Raw genomic sequence first — 17,781 nt, forward strand, 5'->3', positions numbered from 1 at the left:
GGTCAGCCTTTCACCACCACGGCGTCATTACCGCTATTCAGGGCGTCGAGAAGTTCTACCCGCAGTGCCTCGACGTATCGCTCTACTTCTTCGGCGCTTCTCAGGCTCGCCGCTGAAACGCGCACCGTTGTCACCTTGGCCACAGGTGTCGCGAACTGAATAGCGGCTTCCAGTGCCCGCGAAGCCCGCTGTGGGATGGCGTCGAGTTCAGCGGTCCATCCCTGGAGCGGCCGAGCCTGTGCCGCAGTCAGGACGGCAGTTGCATCTGCGAGGTTTGGCTCCACTTCGGTGCTGAGGTGATGCTCCATGAGGAGAGCCTCGCGCTGCGCATCGTCGAGAGCCGTCCATGCCGGCTGCTGTTCGAGGCCTGCTACGGCCGTTGCTCGGGCGTCGCGCAACGCCACTGCGGCTTCGTGGATCGCATCGCGGAGCGCCTCGGCAAGTTCCTTCACGATCGGGGCGACTGGATCGGCCTCGGTAAGGAGATCACGGCTCGCAGTCAGCACGCAGAGCCGCTCACGGGCTGCCGACGCGGGCTCCAGCCCCGCGGCCGAGGACGCAAGCGAACGCGCCAGTTCGAGCGAAGGCGTGCGACTCTTGAGCCTGCGTTCCAGGTCTCCGAGTTGGTCGCTGAAGCTCGTGAGGGCACTCTTTGCTGCCAGCAGGGCGTGCACGCGATCGTTTCCTGACGCGCTCACGATCACCTGGATGCTGCCTGGCACTGTGATGTCAGGGAGCGGAGCATGGCCGCTGACGCCTTTCGCGCGGTCGACGAGCGACTGGACGACCCGTTCGACGGCCGAGACGAGCCCGTCGTTGTCGGTTGGGAAGCCGAGGTTGCTCAGCACCTGTCGTGCCTGGATTCTCTCGGCGGGCTTGAGCACCGTGACCTCGCGGCGGAGTTGCACGTTGCCGAGGCGGGTCTGCTTGAGTACATCGGCCGTGGTCGCGTCGCTCCCGTTGAGCGTCGCACAGATCACTCCTGTGTCGAGGAGAACGCCGAGGGCGGCCATGAGCGCGTCGCGCGGCCAGCCGAGCGGTTTCGATGTCAGGGCCTTCTCGACCTCACTCGCGGACGTGCCCGCCGGGCCGACGTGGCCGAGAATCTCTTTGACAACAGGATGCTGCTCTGGGTCGGCATCGAACTGGAGCACCTTCAGCGCGTCAGCTGCCGACCCGTTCTTCACTCGGTCCCTAACCATCGACCACCGGTCGTCGTCAGCTTCGGAGAACCGCGGGAATAGGCGGGTCGCGGCGGACTGTGCGCCCGCCTCGATCCGCTCGCGCAGGCTGACGCCGCTCGGCGAAGTCCCGCCCCCGAGGAGTACGTTTGCCTTGGAGATTACGTCACGAACGTGGGCATTCACCTGGTCCGTCGCACGGTCGAGGCGGGTTTGCATCGCGCTTCGCGCCTGCTTCCCCTCGTCGTCCCGCGGGATTCCCTGTTGGTCGATCACTCGGTGCGCGGCGAGCTTGTTACGGACTGCCGCTACGAACGCGGGAGCCTGGAGTCGAGGAAGGTGGATGAGAACGATCGGCGAGTCAACTCCGAGGCTGCGCGCGTCCTCGTCGAACTGCTTCGCCGTGATGCCCTCGTCCCACTCGGAGCGCAACCACACCGAGATCGCATCGGACTCCGGCGGAAGCGAGGCGTCGGCGTGCAGCGCGAGCTTGCGGGATTCCTTGGCACGACCCTGCTGGATCGAAGCGGGTATCGACCGTCCGACCTCAGTGAGCAACAGCGAATCACGATCTGTGCTTACCTCGCTGTCCGTGACTTGAGCGTGGTGCCTGCGGAATGCCTCGTCCCACTCGCGGCCCGCCTTAGTTTGAAGGCGGAACTCCTCGCCATCCTGCTGAATGACGCCCTCTTCGGCGAGCGCTTCGAGCACCGCAGGCACCTGCTGCCGGAGCCGGTCCCCATCGTGGGCGAGGTCCTCGACGAGGAGGTCGACGAGATGGTCTGCCGTCGCGCGGACGCCGATGTCGCCATGACCCGATGTCGGGAGCAGACCGATGAGGTGGATGAGGCCGAGGATGCGGCCGCGCAAGGGGTCCTTCTGCCCCTGCTCGTGAATCAGCGTCTGCGTCTCCTTAAGAAGAAGGCCCGCGCCGTTGAGGTCTTCGTTCTTCTGCGAGTACAGGAAGTCGGCGCCGACCACAGTGCCCACCGGCTCGGGAGCGACATGGCGGTTCGCCTCGTGCACGATTCGAAGCTGGGAACGCAGCTGACCAGCGCGGCCGGCGTCGGCTTGGCGGAGCACGCTCTCCCAGAAACGACGGCGCAACGGAAGCAGCGGGTAGTCCTCGATGAGGTCCTTGTCGTCCGCCGCGGTGTGCTGAATCCTGCTGCCGATGAGCTGGCGGGAAATCTGCCCCGCAACTGACGCCAATGTGGTGTCAAGACCGGGCTTCTCGGCGAGTTCCTTGCTGAGGAGCACACGGCGGACAACGGCGTCGACGTCCTGGTTCTTGAGCACGACCTTGACGGTGAAACGGTCCTGAATCTTCTGAAGCGTCGAATCAGCAGTCAACTCTTGCTGGCCAGTGGCTACAAGCAGCACACGACCGTTCAGCTCGCGCGACACGGACTCGACGAGGTTCTGCACCTCCATCGCTCGGCCGCCATCGCCGCTGATGTACTGCTGCACCTCGTCGAGGACGATCAGCGACGGCGGAATCTGGCCACCGCCGACGTACTCAAGAATCTTCTTGAGCAGCGCGATCGTCTCGTCCGTGGAGAACGAACGGGTGCCCGGCGGAAACTGGCTGCGCAGCGCGGCGCGCACGTCCTTGGCCGTCGCGGCAAACTGCGGGTCGGCAACGAGGATCGCGTTCGCGAGCAGCGTGCTGAGGTTGTACTCGCCCAGCTCTTCGACGAGGTCGCCGCCGTTGGCCGCAACGTGATCACGAACGGCGTTGAGGTGCCCATTGCCCGCGAGCCACAGAGCAACCTGCGCGGGGGCGACGCGCGTGGGCAGTCCTGCCGCCCCGAGGACGATCGAAAGGAACACCGAGTTGAGGGTGTCGCCGCTGCGATCGAGTGCGCCTGCTGCCGCCCACGGTGCGGCGCCGTCACGTCGTCCGAGAGTTGTCAGCTCTGTCAACTGGTCCTGATGTCCTGGGGGATGCTCGTCAGACCGCGCGCGGTCGCACCGTTCGGAAACTTCGTATCGGCCCACAGATGCTGGAGGACGCGGACGAGGTGGGACTTGCCGCTGCCGTAGAAACCCGACACCCACACGGCAGGTTGCGTCGTCCGATTCCGGTGCCCGGTGTAGGAGTCAAGAATGCGTTGGAGGCCGTGCTCATACTCGCCCTCGCAGACGAAGCTCTCCAGCTCGTACTTGAGGACGTCCCACTGGTTGGAGTCCTCGGGACGGTCCACATTGGTTACGCCGTCATTCGGGATCTCGAAGCTGAGTGGAGGCCGGACGAAGAGGTCATTGTTGGTCGTCACGCGATGTCCTTCTGTGGATCGATGACACGAGCGCGGTAGTTGAACCCATCGCGTGCGTCGAGCAAGCGGAATGAATGAGTTTCCGGGTCATGAATCCCGGGGAAAAGGACGAGAAGGCGACCGGTGACCGCGGACTCGATGGACTTGATCACGCTCGATGCACGTAGGAACGGGAAGATCGAGCCGATGCCAACGAGTGCCACGACAGCGTTCTCAGGTGCCGCTTCGAGAGCCTGACGGATGCGCGCGACAAGTGTTGTCTCAAACTGATCCAGGATCGACGGAGTGAGGTCGCTTGGGTCCTCGTAGAACGCTTCCGCATGCCGGTGAGCAGACAGCCAAAGCCCGAAGTCGTCGCTGACGTCGAGTACAGCCCAGACGCGGCCGGCCTGGGCAGTCGCCAACTCGATGTCCGGTTGAGCGTGCCGCATCTGGCGTTCCAGGCCTGGTGGATAGACAAGCATCCAAACCCGTTCGCCACCCGAGACCTTGCTCTTCCAGGTCAGAGACAACTCAGCCTTGTAGGCATAGACGAGATCGGAGACGCGACTCATAGCGAGCCTTCCAGCATCGAGAAGCTCACATCCACGACATTCCCTGCCACAAGGAGGTCAAGGAGCCCCTGGGCGTGAGCTTGACGCAGCACTTCAAGCGGCCTTCCGGAAGGGAGGTCTAGGACGAGTGAGGACGGGCTCTCTAGGACACCCACTCCGCGGCCTCCGGAGAGGTGGCCGAGGTACGCCGCCAGCGCGATAGCAACTGGGCGACTCTCGACTGCGGCACGCACCTTGTTGGTGCGACCAATGAGGTGGCCGGTCTGCGTCCAACAAGCGGCCGTGTTCCGACCGGTCTTGTTCAGGGTCGAGTCAGACAGACTGTCGCCGATCTGCATCCGCACTGCTTCGGTCAGAGCGGCAGACGTCACCACTGCGCCGATCGGGGTTCGAACGACGGCGGCGTAGGAAGCACGAAGGATCTCATCACGTGTAACCGCAAAGACACCGGCCAGCAACGGCTGTGCGTCAACATCCACATCCCAAACCCGTCGCAAGGCAGCGAAGGACCGCCGCCGCGGGTCGAGAAGATACAGCTCGCGGAGATGTCGAAAGCTGCGCTGACGGCCTGCCAGCGTCGGGCGTGCCAACACGTTCTCGTCCACCACCGCAGAGCGGTATTCCTCCAACGACGCACCCGCGGGTACGACTCTGAGAAGCTCGACCAGGTGCGGAACCGCGATGGTGTGGCTTGCTGTGGTCCGCAACGCAGCAAGTGGCGAATCAATGTTCGATCCATCAACCATTTGCCACGTCGCTGCCTTTCAATCTCACCGAATAGGTACAAGTACCCGAGTTTGTTAACCCTGGCACAAGTCACGGACATTGCCGACGCTTGAGGGGTGCCCCGCGTCTCGTCTCCTGCTGCTGTTCGCATGGGAGAGCTGATGACCGCAGCACGGAAGCACCGCGGCATCACGCAGGACGAGCTGGCGGCGCGCACGCAGATCGACTCGTCGAACATCCGCGGCTACGAGAAGGGCCGCGCGATGATGAGCGTGCAGACGTTGGTCCGCGTCGCGGACGCGCTGAACGTGCATCCGGGAGAACTGCTCAACGAGGTGACCGTGGAGATGTTCATCACGTCGGCGACGGATGGGCGTCGGCGCAGCGGGTGGTGAACTCCGTTGTAATACGTGGTAGACGTATCATGGTGTTACATCCAGAAGGAGCCGCCATGAAGCTCAACAGCAAGGGACAGGTCACGATCCCGGCCGAACTGCGCCACCGTCACGGACTCGTCGAGGGCGACGAGATCGAGGTCGTCGAAGATGGCGCGACCCTTCGAATCGTCCACACGCAGTCCGACCTCAGCCCGGCAGAACGAGTGGTGGCCCGAATGCGCGGGCGCGCGACCAGCCAGACGCGCCGCATGAGCACCGACGAGATCATGGCGCTGCTCCGCGATGAGTGACAACGGCACTCTCGTCGACACGAATGTGCTTCTGGACGTCTTCGATGAGGATCCGCGCTGGGTCGAATGGTCGACGGAGCAACTCACAGCAGCGTTCGAACGCGGTCGAGTGCTGATCAATCCCATCGTGTATGCCGAGGTGTCCGTCGGGTTCGAGCGTGCAGAAGAACTCGATGACGCGCTGCCCGAACGGTACTTCCATCGAGAGCCGCTCTCCTACCCCGCGGGCTTCCTCGCCGGCAAGGCATTCGAACGCTACCGACGCAATGGTGGGACACGTCCGACTCCGATCGCGGACTTCTACATCGGTGCGCATGCGCTGGTTCACGGCTACACCCTGCTCACGCGCGACAGGAACCGCTACTCGACGTATTTCCCGAAGCTGCAGCTCGTCACGCCGTGACCTCACCCAGTGATGGGTGCTCCGGACGACGGGACAACGCTTCACTTCGGCTCGCTGAGATCGCTCAGTACTGGCGACAGGGTCAGCGACGCAGCTGCCCGCATCGGTCGCATTTCGTCTCGCTGCGCTCGCTCAATGAGCGGCGGTCCCCGGCATCCAGCCTGAAATGTGACGTCACGCGGTGACACATCTCGCCCGGGGCGCTGTGGAAGCTCCTAACGTTGGCGTGCCCCACTCCCTGAACATGGAGAACTGATGACCACCACCGCACGCGCTCCCAAGGCGCCCGACACCCGAGGACCGGTCCGCAAGCTGCTGACCTCGTTCGGGTTCCAGATCCTGGCCGCCCTCGTCCTCGGCATCGCCACAGGGCTCATCGGCGCTGCCGCCGGAGCCACCGGAGAGAACCACACGATCCTCTCCGACACCCTCGACCGCATCGGCAGCTCGTACGTCACCCTGCTGAAGGCTGCCGTCGTGCCGCTGATCTTCACGGCCATCGTCGCCAGCATCTCAAACCTGCGCCGCGTGCAGAACGCCGCCCGCCTGGCCGGTCAGACCCTCCTCTGGTTCGCGATCACCGCGTTCATCGCCGTGTCGATCGGCATCGTGCTGGGCCTGGTCATCCAGCCGGGCAGCAAGGCCGGCGCGGGCCTGAAGACCGGCGATCCGTACACCGTCGGCACCTGGTGGAACTTCCTGCTCGGACTCATCCCGCAGAACTTCCTGGGCCTTTCCGTCTCGACCTCCGCCGATGAGACCGGCGCGCTCACCTCCAACGTCGGATTCAACATCCTGCAGGTGATCGTCGTGGCCGCGGTCGTCGGCATCGCCGCCCTCAAGGCCGGCAAGAAAGCCGAGCCGTTCCTGGCCTTCACCGAGTCGCTGCTGAAGATCATCCAGCGCGTGCTGTGGTGGATCATCCGCATCGCCCCGATCGGCACCTTCGGCCTGATCGGCTCCGCCGTGATCAAGTACGGCTGGGACAAGCTCACCGCGCTGGCCTGGTTCGCCGGCGCCATCTACATCGGCCTGGCCCTGGTGATCTTCGTCGTCTACCCGATCCTCGTGAAGACCCACGGACTCTCCATCAAGCAGTACTTCTCCGGCGTGTGGCCGGCCGTGCAGCTGGGCTTCGTCAGCCGCTCCTCCATCGGCACCCTGCCGCTGACCGAGCGCGTCACCGAGCGCAACCTCGGCGTCCCCTCCGGCTACGCCTCGTTCGCCGTGCCGCTGGGCGCCACCACCAAGATGGACGGCTGCGCCGCCATCTACCCGGCCATCGCCGCGATCTTCGTCGCCCAGTTCTTCGAGATCACGCTGAGCCCGCTGCAGTACCTGCTGATCGTCATCGTCTCGGTGTTCGGCTCCGCCGCCACCGCAGGAACCACCGGCGCGATCGTCATGCTGACCCTCACGCTCTCGACCCTGGGCCTGCCCCTGGAAGGCGTCGGCCTGCTGCTGGCCATCGACCCGATCCTCGACATGGGCCGCACCGCCGTCAACGTCGCGGGCCAGGCGCTGGTCCCGACCATCGTGGCCAAGCGCGAGGGCATCCTCGACCTCGACCTGTACAACGCTCGCCGCAACGGCCTTCCGTTCGCGGAGGACATCGAAGAGGCGGATGACGTGGATGCCGGCGAGCCGGCCGCCACGCGCTGACCTTCTTCGCCGAAGCGCCCTGCCCTCACGAGGGGCGGGGCGCTCCGGGGGCTTCTACACCCGCGACTGGGGCCTCGTCGCGGCGCGGGTGTCGAGCGCGAGCTCCTCGGCATCCATCGCCGTGACCAGCTCGTGCATGACCTCCTCGCTGAGGTTGCCGGCATCGCGCTCGGTCAGCAGCAGCTGACGGCGCACCGACAGCCAGCCCTTCGACATGGTCATGAACTGCTCGTACGACGGCCGCGGCGTCAGGTCGATCTGGCTGGTCTCGGCATCCGTCTCCACCCGGATCAGCCGCTTCGCGAACGCGTCGAACGTCTTCAGCGACTCCTCGCCGTGCTGTGTCGCCCACTGCTTGCGCATGTCGCGCAGGTACGCCTTGCCCACCTCACGGCTGCGCACGCGCACGGCCGCCAGCTGCCTGGCATCCTGGGCGGCCTCCCGCCCGTCCACCACCCCGAGCGCCTTGATCAGCCACGGCAGCGTCAGCCCCTGCAGCAGCAGCGTTCCCACCGTCACGACGAACGCGACGACGACGATCGCATGCGACGCCTGGTCGCCGATCCGGGCGAGGTCGGCCGCGGCCAGCGCGGTCGCCAGTGTGACCACGCCGCGCATCCCGGCCCACGAGATCACCGCATTGTCGCGCCAGGACAGTTTCGTCTCGGCCAGTTGCTGCCTCAACTGCTCCTCGGTGAGCGGATGCCGGCCGCGGCGTTCCGCGATGGCCTCGGAGACGCCGGACTCCCGCATCCGCTGCCACCTGCGCAGCTTGAGACGCGTCCACCACTGCCCCCACACGCTCGCGGGGTAGACGAACAGGGGGCGCACGACCAGCACCACCAGCAGCACCACGATCGACAGCACGATCACGGGTCCAACCTCGCCGTCGGCCAGGTCGCCGATCACCCGCGGCAGCTGCAGGCCGATGTACGCGAACACGAACGACTCCAGCAGGAAGTCGGCGCTCAGCCACAGCGGCGCCTCCTGCTGCCTGGTCGTGTAGCTCGTGCGCGGGGCGTTGAACCCGACGAACAGCCCCATGGCCACCACCGAGATCACGCCGGAGCCGCCCAGCTGCTCGGCGATCGCGTACGCCCCGAACGGCGCCAGCAGCCCCACGGTTCCGTTGATCACGGCGTCGTCGCTGCGCATGCGCAGCTGGTGCATGCCCAGGCCGAACACCACGCCGATCAGCACACCCACGACCACCGCCAGCACGAACTGCCAGACCGTCGACCAGATGTGGAACGCCGCCGGCCCTGCGACGACCGCCGCCGCGAACACGCGGTACAGCGTCAGGGAAGTCGCGTCGTTGATCAGGCTCTCCCCCGACAGCACCGTCATGATGCGCCGAGGCAGCCCGAGCTTGCGGCCGATGGCGGCGGCCGACACGGCATCCGGCGGCGCGACGATCGCGCCCAGCAGCAGCGCGCCGAACACGCCGAGCTCCGGCAGCAGCAGGTAGGCGACCAGGCCGACGATCATCGTGGTGGCCACGACCAGGCCTATCCCGAGCCGGCGGATCTGCGGCATCGCGCGCGCGAAGCTGACGAACGAGACATCCAGCGCCGCCGAGTACAGCAGCGGCGGCAGCACGAGGTTCAGCAGCACGTGCCCGTCGATCGAGATGTTCGGCACGATCGGGATGAAGGATGCCGCGAGCGCGACCACCGTGACCAGCAGGGGCGCGGGCCAGCCCCGCCATCGTGCGACCGCCGCCACCGCGACGGCTCCGACGATGACGAAGAAGATGCTCGCGTCCATGAGAAGAGGCTAATGCGCGCACCCTTGCTGGACGTCGACAGCACGGGATCTCGGCGAGCGCACGGGAAATCCGCGCGAACGACCCGTGCGCTCGGCGAGGTACCGTGCTCTCGGCGACGAGGGCAGGGTCAGACCTCCGGATCAGCCTCTGCGTCGGCAGACATTCCAGACAAGGCCCTCAGCTTCGCCTCGACACCGGGAAGATCCTCCTCCACGGTCGCCCGCACAGTCTCGATGTCGACCCACGCATAACCGTGCGCAATGCGGTTGCGCATCCCCCAGATCACCGCCCATTCATCGCCGAAGAAGCCGTCCGTCAGATCCGGTGCGCCCCGATGGAGCGTCTCGATCATCGCCGCGATGCGCAGCGAAACGGCGTATGCGACGGTCTCGTCTTCCACCGACCCTCGGGCCAAGTGTCGGTGCACCGCTTCGAGATGCGAGAGTGCCTCGCGCACCAGTTCGTCGATGGTGCGACTCACAGTGGCACGGCCTCAGCAAGCACGCGGTCACGCAGATGCTCGGGGAGCGATCGTACGGGAACCACGTCGACAGACGCGTGGACCATCGCTGACAGTTCCTGCTCGAGGCGAGACAGCGTCCCGAGGCTGAGCACCTGCGGAGTGTCGACCAGTACGTCCAGATCCGATCCTTCCCGCTCCGACCGCGTGGCGACGCTGCCGAAGATCCTCGCGTTCGTGATGCCGTACCTCGCCAGTGCCGTGGACATCGCGCGACGCTCATCCCACACTCGAAGCGCCAACGGCCCCGGGGGCTTCTGCCGAAGCAGCCGCGAGACCTCGGGCTGGCTTCGACGCACGACCTGCGCGATCTCCCTCTGCGAGAGCCCCTCCGCAGCGGCTCGATGGACGGCATCCAGCAGCAGATCCCGAGCACGCCGCTGAAGGGCATCCGCCTCCACCGACTGCGCACGGATGCCCTCGAGAACTCCCCCGCCGATTGACATATAGCAAATGCTATCACCACCACCGGCATGCAGAAGCCCCGCCACACACCGAGACGGGTGTGGCGGGGCATCCCTCCGGGTCAGCAGGTCAGGCTTGACCGTGCTGCGCGCGGGACCTCCTCGAGAGCGAGTCGATGATCACGGCCAGCAGCAGCACCGCGCCGGTGACCATGAACCGCACGGACGAGTCGAGGCTCAGCAGCGTCAATCCGTTGTCGATGGACTGGATGACGAAGATGCCCAGCAGTGCCGACCAGGCCGATCCGCGCCCGCCGAACAGGCTGGTTCCGCCGATCACCGCGGCGGCGATGGCGACGAGGTTGGTCGTGCCGCCGCCGGTCGAGATGCTCGCCGCCGTCAGACGCGCCGCCAGCATCAGGCCGCCGAGAGTCGCCAGCACGGTGCCGACCATCAGCGCCGAGATGTAGATCCCCTTCACGTTGATGCCCGCGCGACGCGCGGCCTCCTCGTTGCCGCCGACCGCGTAGACCCAGCGCCCCCAGCGCGTGCGGGTCAGCAGCAGCGCCATGACGGCGACGAGCACGATGAACAGCAGGAACGACACCGCGACGCCGCGGTTGGTGGCCAGCCACGTGATCGCGGCTGCGGCCACGACGGCGATGACGACGGCCTTGATCACGATGAGCGACACCGGCCCGGTGGACAGCCCCGACTTCGCACGGCGACGGGCCTTCGACACGTCCGTGAAGACGATCGCCAGCACGACGAGCCCGGCGACCGTGTACGCGAGCCACGGCGGCAGGAACCACGTGGTCGCGAACTGCACGATCCACGAGTTGTACGGCAGGTTGATGGTGCCGGTGGGCCCCAGCACCCACAGCTGCAGGCCGAGGAAGCCCATGAGACCTGCCAGAGTCACCACGAAGGTGGGCACCCCGAACCGCGTGAACAGGAACCCGTAGACGTATCCGATCGCGGCGCCGACCAGCAGGGCGACCACGACCGCAGCCCAGATCGGCCATTGCCAGCTGATGAACGCCACGCCCAGGATCGCCGACGACAGGCCCGCCAGCGAGCCGATCGACAGGTCGATCTGCGCGACCAGCAGCACGACCACCACGCCGAGGGCGATCACGCCCAGCGCCGCGCACTGCAGCGTGAGGTCGACGAGGTTCGTCGCCGATAGGAACCGCGGGTTGAGGATCTGGAACACGACCCAGATGACGATCAGCCCCAGGAACACCGGCAGCGAGCCGAGATCCCCCGTGCGCACACGCGTGCCGAAGCCGCGCACCACGCCGCCCAGCCCCTCGCCGCGCATGACCCGCTCGTCCTGCAGATCGACGGCGATGGTCGTGGGCGCGGAGTTGTCCTTCGTGTGCTCGCTCATTCTGCGTCCTTCCCGGCCGAGTTGGCGGCACTGCGGCTGCTGACGGGGTTGTCGGTGGCGCCGGTGATCGCCGCGACGATGTCCTCGTAGGTGACATCGGCCGTGCGGAACACGCCGTTGTTGCGACCGAGCCGCAGCACCACCACGCGGTCGGCGACGGCCTGCACGTCGGCCATGTTGTGGCTGATCAGGATGACGCCGAGCCCGCGCTCGCGCAGCCGCTCGATGAGGTTCAGCACCTCCGCGGTCTGCGCGACGCCGAGCGCCGCGGTGGGCTCGTCGAGGATCACCACGCGGGGCTCGCCGATCAGCGAACGGGCGATGGCGACCGTCTGGCGCTGGCCGCCGGAGAGGGACGCCACCGCGATCCGCACCGAGGGGATCTTCGCCGAGAGCTGGCGCAGCAGGGTCCAGGCCTGCTCCTCCATGAGCTCCTCGTCGACGAGCACCCCGCCGCGCTCGCGACCCAGGAACAGGTTGGCCACCACGTCGAGGTTGTCGCAGAGCGCAAGGTCCTGGAAGACCGTGGCGATGCCGAGCTCGCGCGATGCGGTCGGGGACGGGATCGAGACCTGTGCGCCGTTGAAGGTGATCACACCGCTGTCGGCGGGGTGCACGCCGGCGAGGATCTTCACCAGCGTGGACTTGCCGGCGCCGTTGTCGCCGACCAGCGCGACGACCTCGCCGGGATAGACGTCGAGGTCGATGTCGGTCAGCGCCCGGACGGCGCCGAAGCCCTTCGAGATGCTTCGGATGGACAGCACGGGCTCACGCACCGCGTCGTGCTGCTCATCGAGATCGGATGCTAAAGCCACTGCGGCTCCCTTTCGCTGTGAGACCGCGGTGCCGGCCGGAGCCGGCACCGCGGGGTTGGTCACTTCAGGCCGTGCGCGGCGCACGCGTCGGCGTACGCTGCCGTGCAGATCTGGTCGATCGTGTACAGACCGTCCTTCACCACAGTGTCCTTGATGTTGTCGACGGTCACCGCGACCGGCTTCAGCAGGAACGACGGGATGGACGCGCCGCTGGCGGTGTCGGCCGTGGTGTCGGCCTTGGGCTTCTCGCCCTTGGCCAGGGCGACGGCCAGCTCGGCGGCCTGGTTGGCCTCGGGCAGGAACGCCTTGTAGACCGTCATGAACTGGTCGCCGGCGAGAATGCGCTGGATGCCGGCGAGCGAGGCATCCTGACCGGTGACGGGCGGCAGCGGAGTGATGCCGCCGGCCTTCAGGGCGGCGATCGCACCGCCGGCGGTGTCGTCATTGGCGTCGTACACGCCGGTGATCTTGTTGCCGAACTTGGTCACCTGGCCGGACACCCAGTCCTGAGCCTTCGGCGGCTCCCATCCGGGTGTGTCGAACTCGCTGAGCACCGTCAGGCCGGAGGCGTCGATGACGCTGTGCGCGCCCTTCTTGAACTGGGCGGCGTTCGGGTCGGTCGGCGAGCCGTTCACCATGATGATGCCGGAATCGGCGGGAAGGCCGAGCTTCTTCATCTGGTCGACCAGGGCCTGCGCCTGCAGCTCGCCGACCTTCTCGTTGTCGAACGAGACGTAGTAGGAGACGTCGGCGCTGTCGATCAGGCGGTCGTAGGAGATGACCGGCACGTTCTTGGCCTTGGCCTGGTTGACGACGGCCGCCGCAGCCTTGCCATCGAACGGGTCGAGGACCAGCACGTCGACGCCCTGCGTGAGCATCGACTCGGCCTGCTGCTGCTGCTTGGCGGCATCGCCGTCAGCGTTCGCGTAGAGCACCGTGCAGTCCGCGCACAGCTCCTTGACCTTCTTCTCGAAGTACGGCTTGTCCGCACTGGCGTAGCGCTCGGTGACGTTGTCGGGCAGGAGCAGGCCGATCGTGGCCGCGCCGTCCTTCGCGCTGGCGGCGGGCTGGTCACCGCCGGTCTGGGTGCCGTTGGAACACCCCGAGAGCATTCCGAGCGAGAGGGCGATCGTCGTCGTCGCGACGAGCGCCCGCATGGGTGTGATCTTCATCGAAAACCTCCGTTGCTGTGCCGACCACTGTGGCGACATCCTGAGCATGACAGCATTCACACTTTGACGTCAAGACTTGAACTCAAGGATTTGCACACATCGTGTCCGGACTGTGATCAGAGCACTGCGCCGCTCACATTCGTCTCGTCGATCGCGCGTACCACGGCACCCATCGCCGAGGCGCTCAGCCCCAGTTGGCCCTGCACCACGTCGGGCACCAGGTCGCCGCCCGCGAGCGTCGTGGCCTCCATCGCCTGGCGGATCGGCCCCAGCAGCAGCTCGCCGGCCCTGGCGAGGTCGCCGCCGACCACCACGCGCTCGGGATCGAAGAGGTTGCAGAGGTTGCCCGTGGCCACGCCGATGTGCTTGCCGGCCTCCGCCAGCGCACGCAGGCACGCCGGGTCGTTGCCCATCGCGCGCACCACGATGTCGCCGATCTTGGTGACCCCGCCCTCGTCGCGGAGCCGCTCGAGGATGGCGGGGCCGCCGGCCACCGCCTCCAGGCATCCGCGGTTGCCGCACCTGCACACCGGGCCGTCCTCGTCGATGACGGTGTGCCCCAGCTCGCCGGCCATGCCGTTGTGCCCGCGGAGCACCCGACCCTCCAGCAGCAGACCGGAGCCCACGCCGTCGCCGACGTCGAGGAACACCACGTTCTGCTGGCCGCGCGCCGCCCCCAGCCTGGACTCGGCGAGCGCGGCGAGGTTGGACGCGTTGTCGAGGAAGATCGGCTGCCGCAGCCGCCGGTGCACGACATCCACGATGTCCACGCCGGTCCAGCCCCGCAGCATCCCTCGGCCGGCCACGCGACCGGTGTCGCGATCGATGGGCGCCGACAGCGCGACGCCGACGCCGCGCAGCTCGTCGATACCGGATTCCAGACCCCCGAGGATGTCGGAGAGCAGCAGCGACGCGCGGTCCAGCTCGTTGTCGGCGCGGTGATCGCGCGCCAGCGGCATGTGGTTCTCGCCCAGCACGGTGCCGTTGACATCGGCCACCATCACGCGCAGATGACGGGCGGAGACGTGGATGCCGGCGACGAGGCCCACCGCCCGTGCGAACGACACGAGGGTGGCCCGCCGACCGCTGCGGGTGCTGGGTGTGGTGCGCAGCACGCCGGCCGCGGCGAGCTCCTTCACGATGTTGGAGACGGATGCAGGAGACAGGCCCGTCGCACCCGCCAGCTCCACCTGGGTGAGGCTGCCCTGCTTCTTGATCGCAGCCACCACACGACGCCGGTTGGCTTCACGCAATGAAGCCTGTGAGCCTGGAGGACGTCGTTGTGATGACACAAGGACACTGTACAGACGGACGGGTTCTGCGCATCCGCTCGTCGCTTGGAATGCGCTGTGCGCGTCGCGCGTTGGGCTGGATGATGTCTTCTCTCGCGCTGTCTGTCCTCGACCTCGTTCCCGTTCGCGCTGCCTCTTCCGGTGGTGATCCTGGAACCGGCGCTGCTTCTGAAACTGGCGTCGTGCAATCCAGCGGGCAGGCGGTGAACGCCTCGATGGCGCTCGCGCAGCGCGCGGATGAGCTCGGGTACCGGCGGTACTGGTTCGCCGAGCACCACAACATGCCGTCGGTGGCCTCCACCACTCCCCCGGTGCTGATCGCCGCGGCGGCCGCCCGCACCTCGCGCATCCGGGTGGGCTCGGGCGGGGTGATGCTGCCCAACCACGCCGCGCTGATCGTCGCCGAGCAGTTCGCCGCCCTGGAGGCGCTCGCTCCCGGGCGCATCGACCTGGGCATCGGACGCGCGCCCGGCAGCGACCCGGTGATCACGCAGCTGCTGCGGCAGTCCGGCACCTCCGGCGACGTGGAGCGCTTCCCGCAGCACGTGCACGACATCGGCCTGATGCTGCACGCCGAGGGCGCGACGCTGCAGTTCACCAGCGGCGGCGAGTACACCGTGCGGGCCACGCCCGCGGCATCCGGCTCTCCTGAGCTCTGGCTGCTGGGCTCCAGCGACTACTCGGCGCAGTTGGCGGCATCCCGTGGTCTGCCGTACGTGTTCGCGAACCACTTCTCGGGTCACGGGCTGGAGCGCGCGCTCGACCTGTACCGCTCGCAGTTCCAGCCGTCGGAGACGCTTTCGGAGCCCCGGACGTTCCTGACGGCGAACGTCGTGGCCGCCCCGACTGCCGAGGAGGCGTCGGCGCGGGCCCTGCCGCAGCTGCGCATGATGGCGCGGCTGCGCTCGAATCGGCCGCTCACCCCGCTGGAGACCGTCGAGCACGCTCAGGCGGGGCTGGCGGAGGCCGGTTCGGATGCTCCGGGCTCTGAGCAGGCTCTCATCGACGGCATGCGCGCGAACTGGTTCATCGGAACCGGTGACGACGTGCGCGCGCGGCTGGAGGCGTTCGCCGCCCAGCACGAGGTCGACGAGATCATGATCTCCCCGGTCGCCGGCGCCTTCGACTCCGAGCCCCTGGACACCGCCCCCGGCCGCATCCAGACCCTGGAGCTGCTCGCCCGCTGAGAGCACGCGCGTGCACTTTCGATCCACTCCGCGGTCTGGATCAAAAACCCACCCAGCACCGCGCTGCGCGGTGCGGAATCGATCCAGCCCGAGTCGGTGAGATGCACTTCTGATCCAGCCCGCACCGGCACCTGGTGGCAGCCCTCCGCAGCCCGCATTGGCACCTCGCCACAACGCGCGTGCACTTTCGATCCACTCCGCAACCTGGATCAAAAACCCACCGCGCACCGCGCTGCGGGGTGCGGATTCGATCCAGCCCAAGGCAGTGAGATGCACTTCTGATCCAGCCCGCACCAGCATGCGGGGCGGATGCCGTGCATCAGACCGTGCGTGAGGCGATCGCACGGCGGATGCGGGCGAGGAATGTCGCGGGAGCGTTCAGATCGGCCTGGGTGAGGCGGATGACGATCCAGCCGCGGTCCTCGAGCTCGCGCTGACGCTGGATGTCGCGCCGCCACTGCTCCTTGTCGGTGCGATGGCCGTCGCCCTCGTACTCGATGGCGATCCTCCACTGCGGATACGCCAGATCCACGCGGGCGATCAGACGGTCACCGTCATTCACCTCGAACTGCACGACCGGCTCAGGCAGATCGGCATCGACGATCGCCAGGCGAGTCTCGGTCTCCTTGGGCGACTCCACATGCGCCCGTGCCCTCGGCAGCGCCTCGCGGATGGTCGCGCTGCCCTTGAACCGATTCCACGAGCGAAGGCGCTCCTCGATCTCGGCGACGGTGCAGATCGGATGCTTGTCCACCAGCCCCGGATAGTTGTCGGCGTCGGTCAGCAGGGCATCCAGCAGGATCACGGCGTCGGCCACGCTCAGGTGCCCGGCAGAGCTGAACACCGCCGCGACAGGATCGACCACCGCGACCGATCCGACGGTCCAGGGCTGAGCCCGCGACGCCTGAAGATGGCGGCCGGCGACACCGGCGGTGCGCGGCGGACTCAGCTGCTGCGGCACGGCGATCTCCAGGTCCGCATCTGCATCCCATCCGCGAGGGCAGGGCATCCGCCACCAGCGCACCGCGCTGCGCCCGACCAGCACCTGCCCCGGGCGCATCCGCGGCGCATAGCTGCGCACCCGATCGTGGAACGTCTCCGGCTCCTTCAGAGAGCGGATGCCGTGGAACGGGCGCGCCAGGTCACGGGCATCCGCTCTGCCCCGACCGACGCCGGCGGACGCCGCCTGCCTGACGCTGAAGTGCCGGCCCAACTGCTCCGGGAGTGTGACTCTGTGTCGCATCCGCCCATGCTCGCCGACGCGCGCATCCCGTGATCCCCGGAAACCCAGCATCCGTGGACAACTCGTCGATCTGCCCGATTGTGCAGGAGGACTCGCACCCCGCATCCGCCCGCCTCATCCACCCGCCCCCACTCGCATCAGACTGGATCACAAACGCACCCGCCCGCATCGGACTGGATCACAAACGCACCCGCGCGCATCGGGCTGGATCACAAAAGCACCGCGCAGCGCGGAGGCGGCTGCAGTTTCGATCCAGGTTGCGGAGTGGATCACAAATGCACCGGGGACGAAGCGCGGAGTACGCGGGAGCACGAGAGCGCCTGAGCGCCGGAGCACGAGAGCGCCTGAGCACGGAAGCACGGGAGCACGGGAGCACGGGCGCACGGGCGCACGGGCGCACGGGGACGCGAGAGCGCGGGAGCGCGGGAGCGCGAGAGCGCGGGAGCACGGGAGCACGGGAGCACGGGAGCACGGGAGCACGGGAGCACGGGAGC

The 17,781-nt window shown here is 67.3% G+C and carries 17 protein-coding genes; 5 read left to right on the forward strand and 12 right to left on the reverse strand.

From position 1 onward, the window contains the following. Positions 1 to 2 precede the first annotated feature (2 nt). The 4 genes from brxC to Q0568_RS04215 are packed head-to-tail and all read right to left on the reverse strand — an operon-like array spanning position 3 to position 4,760. Positions 3 to 3,107, reverse strand: coding sequence for a BREX system P-loop protein BrxC (gene brxC, locus Q0568_RS04200; protein WP_298862727.1), 3,105 nt, complete (start codon positions 3,105 to 3,107; stop codon positions 3 to 5). Beyond that, positions 3,104 to 3,460 (reverse strand): hypothetical protein, encoded by a 357-nt coding sequence (locus Q0568_RS04205; RefSeq protein ID WP_298862730.1) that lies wholly within the window; start codon positions 3,458 to 3,460, stop codon positions 3,104 to 3,106. Before Q0568_RS04205 ends, brxC begins: the two co-directional genes overlap by 4 nt. Beyond that, positions 3,457 to 4,014: a BREX protein BrxB domain-containing protein gene (locus tag Q0568_RS04210; RefSeq protein WP_298862733.1), complete on the reverse strand. Its 558-nt coding sequence runs from the start codon at positions 4,012 to 4,014 to the stop codon at positions 3,457 to 3,459. The genes Q0568_RS04205 and Q0568_RS04210 overlap by 4 nt, the downstream gene beginning before the upstream one ends. After that, entirely contained in the window at positions 4,011 to 4,760 is a 750-nt protein-coding gene (locus Q0568_RS04215; protein WP_298862736.1) for a hypothetical protein, read from the reverse strand. Before Q0568_RS04215 ends, Q0568_RS04210 begins: the two co-directional genes overlap by 4 nt. Positions 4,761 to 4,901: 141 nt before the next feature. Between Q0568_RS04215 and Q0568_RS04220 the strand changes: the two genes are divergently transcribed. From Q0568_RS04220 to Q0568_RS04235, 4 genes are all read left to right on the forward strand, one after another. Continuing rightward, entirely contained in the window at positions 4,902 to 5,135 is a 234-nt protein-coding gene (locus Q0568_RS04220; protein WP_298862740.1) for a helix-turn-helix transcriptional regulator, read from the forward strand. A 56-nt stretch (positions 5,136 to 5,191) separates the two neighbouring features. Next, complete coding sequence (locus tag Q0568_RS04225; protein WP_298862743.1) at positions 5,192 to 5,428, forward strand: AbrB/MazE/SpoVT family DNA-binding domain-containing protein; 237 nt, start codon at positions 5,192 to 5,194, stop codon at positions 5,426 to 5,428. Next, positions 5,421 to 5,831: a type II toxin-antitoxin system VapC family toxin gene (locus tag Q0568_RS04230; RefSeq protein ID WP_298862746.1), complete on the forward strand. Its 411-nt coding sequence runs from the start codon at positions 5,421 to 5,423 to the stop codon at positions 5,829 to 5,831. The genes Q0568_RS04225 and Q0568_RS04230 overlap by 8 nt, the downstream gene beginning before the upstream one ends. Positions 5,832 to 6,086: 255 nt before the next feature. After that, positions 6,087 to 7,493 (forward strand): dicarboxylate/amino acid:cation symporter, encoded by a 1,407-nt coding sequence (locus Q0568_RS04235; protein ID WP_298862749.1) that lies wholly within the window; start codon positions 6,087 to 6,089, stop codon positions 7,491 to 7,493. 54 nt (positions 7,494 to 7,547) lie between these two features. Here Q0568_RS04235 and Q0568_RS04240 read toward each other — a convergent pair whose 3' ends face one another. The 7 genes from Q0568_RS04240 to Q0568_RS04270 all read right to left on the reverse strand — a co-directional run bounded on the left by Q0568_RS04240 (position 7,548) and on the right by Q0568_RS04270 (position 14,857). Then, positions 7,548 to 9,260, reverse strand: a complete 1,713-nt coding sequence (locus Q0568_RS04240; RefSeq protein ID WP_298862752.1) for a cation:proton antiporter — start codon at positions 9,258 to 9,260, stop codon at positions 7,548 to 7,550. Positions 9,261 to 9,388: 128 nt separating this feature from the next. Continuing rightward, a complete protein-coding gene (locus Q0568_RS04245) occupies positions 9,389 to 9,742 on the reverse strand; it encodes a HepT-like ribonuclease domain-containing protein (protein WP_298862755.1) in 354 nt (117 codons plus the stop codon). Continuing rightward, complete coding sequence (locus tag Q0568_RS04250; RefSeq protein ID WP_298862759.1) at positions 9,739 to 10,227, reverse strand: nucleotidyltransferase domain-containing protein; 489 nt, start codon at positions 10,225 to 10,227, stop codon at positions 9,739 to 9,741. Before Q0568_RS04250 ends, Q0568_RS04245 begins: the two co-directional genes overlap by 4 nt. Positions 10,228 to 10,315: 88 nt before the next feature. Further along, positions 10,316 to 11,578: a sugar ABC transporter permease gene (locus Q0568_RS04255; protein ID WP_298862762.1), complete on the reverse strand. Its 1,263-nt coding sequence runs from the start codon at positions 11,576 to 11,578 to the stop codon at positions 10,316 to 10,318. Further along, positions 11,575 to 12,393, reverse strand: a complete 819-nt coding sequence (locus tag Q0568_RS04260; protein WP_298862765.1) for an ATP-binding cassette domain-containing protein — start codon at positions 12,391 to 12,393, stop codon at positions 11,575 to 11,577. Before Q0568_RS04260 ends, Q0568_RS04255 begins: the two co-directional genes overlap by 4 nt. Positions 12,394 to 12,452: 59 nt before the next feature. Further along, on the reverse strand, positions 12,453 to 13,565 hold the full coding sequence (locus Q0568_RS04265; RefSeq protein ID WP_298862767.1) for a sugar ABC transporter substrate-binding protein: 1,113 nt from the start codon (positions 13,563 to 13,565) through the stop codon (positions 12,453 to 12,455). Between the two features lie 116 nt (positions 13,566 to 13,681). Next, positions 13,682 to 14,857: an ROK family transcriptional regulator gene (locus Q0568_RS04270; RefSeq protein ID WP_298862771.1), complete on the reverse strand. Its 1,176-nt coding sequence runs from the start codon at positions 14,855 to 14,857 to the stop codon at positions 13,682 to 13,684. 83 nt (positions 14,858 to 14,940) lie between these two features. Between Q0568_RS04270 and Q0568_RS04275 the strand changes: the two genes are divergently transcribed. Further along, a complete protein-coding gene (locus Q0568_RS04275) occupies positions 14,941 to 16,044 on the forward strand; it encodes an LLM class flavin-dependent oxidoreductase (RefSeq protein ID WP_298862773.1) in 1,104 nt (367 codons plus the stop codon). A 319-nt stretch (positions 16,045 to 16,363) separates the two neighbouring features. Here the strand turns inward: Q0568_RS04275 and Q0568_RS04280 are convergent, their stop codons facing one another. Then, positions 16,364 to 17,287: a hypothetical protein gene (locus Q0568_RS04280; RefSeq protein WP_298862776.1), complete on the reverse strand. Its 924-nt coding sequence runs from the start codon at positions 17,285 to 17,287 to the stop codon at positions 16,364 to 16,366. Positions 17,288 to 17,781 lie beyond the last annotated feature (494 nt).

The organism is uncultured Microbacterium sp. (assembly GCF_937927635.1).
Lineage (GTDB): Bacteria > Actinomycetota > Actinomycetes > Actinomycetales > Microbacteriaceae > Microbacterium.

What these genes read in the sequence shown, in the direction of transcription:
- Q0568_RS04210 (WP_298862733.1), bottom strand. Translation starts at nt 4,014, where the DNA reads ATGAGTCGCGTCTCCGATCTCGTCTATGCCTACAAGGCTGAGTTGTCT.
- Q0568_RS04215 (WP_298862736.1), bottom strand. Translation starts at nt 4,760, where the DNA reads ATGGTTGATGGATCGAACATTGATTCGCCACTTGCTGCGTTGCGGACC.
- Q0568_RS04220 (WP_298862740.1), top strand. Translation starts at nt 4,902, where the DNA reads ATGACCGCAGCACGGAAGCACCGCGGCATCACGCAGGACGAGCTGGCG.
- Q0568_RS04225 (WP_298862743.1), top strand. Translation starts at nt 5,192, where the DNA reads ATGAAGCTCAACAGCAAGGGACAGGTCACGATCCCGGCCGAACTGCGC.
- Q0568_RS04230 (WP_298862746.1), top strand. Translation starts at nt 5,421, where the DNA reads ATGAGTGACAACGGCACTCTCGTCGACACGAATGTGCTTCTGGACGTC.
- Q0568_RS04235 (WP_298862749.1), top strand. Translation starts at nt 6,087, where the DNA reads ATGACCACCACCGCACGCGCTCCCAAGGCGCCCGACACCCGAGGACCG.
- Q0568_RS04240 (WP_298862752.1), bottom strand. Translation starts at nt 9,260, where the DNA reads ATGGACGCGAGCATCTTCTTCGTCATCGTCGGAGCCGTCGCGGTGGCG.
- Q0568_RS04250 (WP_298862759.1), bottom strand. Translation starts at nt 10,227, where the DNA reads ATGTCAATCGGCGGGGGAGTTCTCGAGGGCATCCGTGCGCAGTCGGTG.
- Q0568_RS04255 (WP_298862762.1), bottom strand. Translation starts at nt 11,578, where the DNA reads ATGAGCGAGCACACGAAGGACAACTCCGCGCCCACGACCATCGCCGTC.
- Q0568_RS04265 (WP_298862767.1), bottom strand. Translation starts at nt 13,565, where the DNA reads ATGAAGATCACACCCATGCGGGCGCTCGTCGCGACGACGACGATCGCC.
- Q0568_RS04275 (WP_298862773.1), top strand. Translation starts at nt 14,941, where the DNA reads ATGTCTTCTCTCGCGCTGTCTGTCCTCGACCTCGTTCCCGTTCGCGCT.
- Q0568_RS04280 (WP_298862776.1), bottom strand. Translation starts at nt 17,287, where the DNA reads ATGCGACACAGAGTCACACTCCCGGAGCAGTTGGGCCGGCACTTCAGC.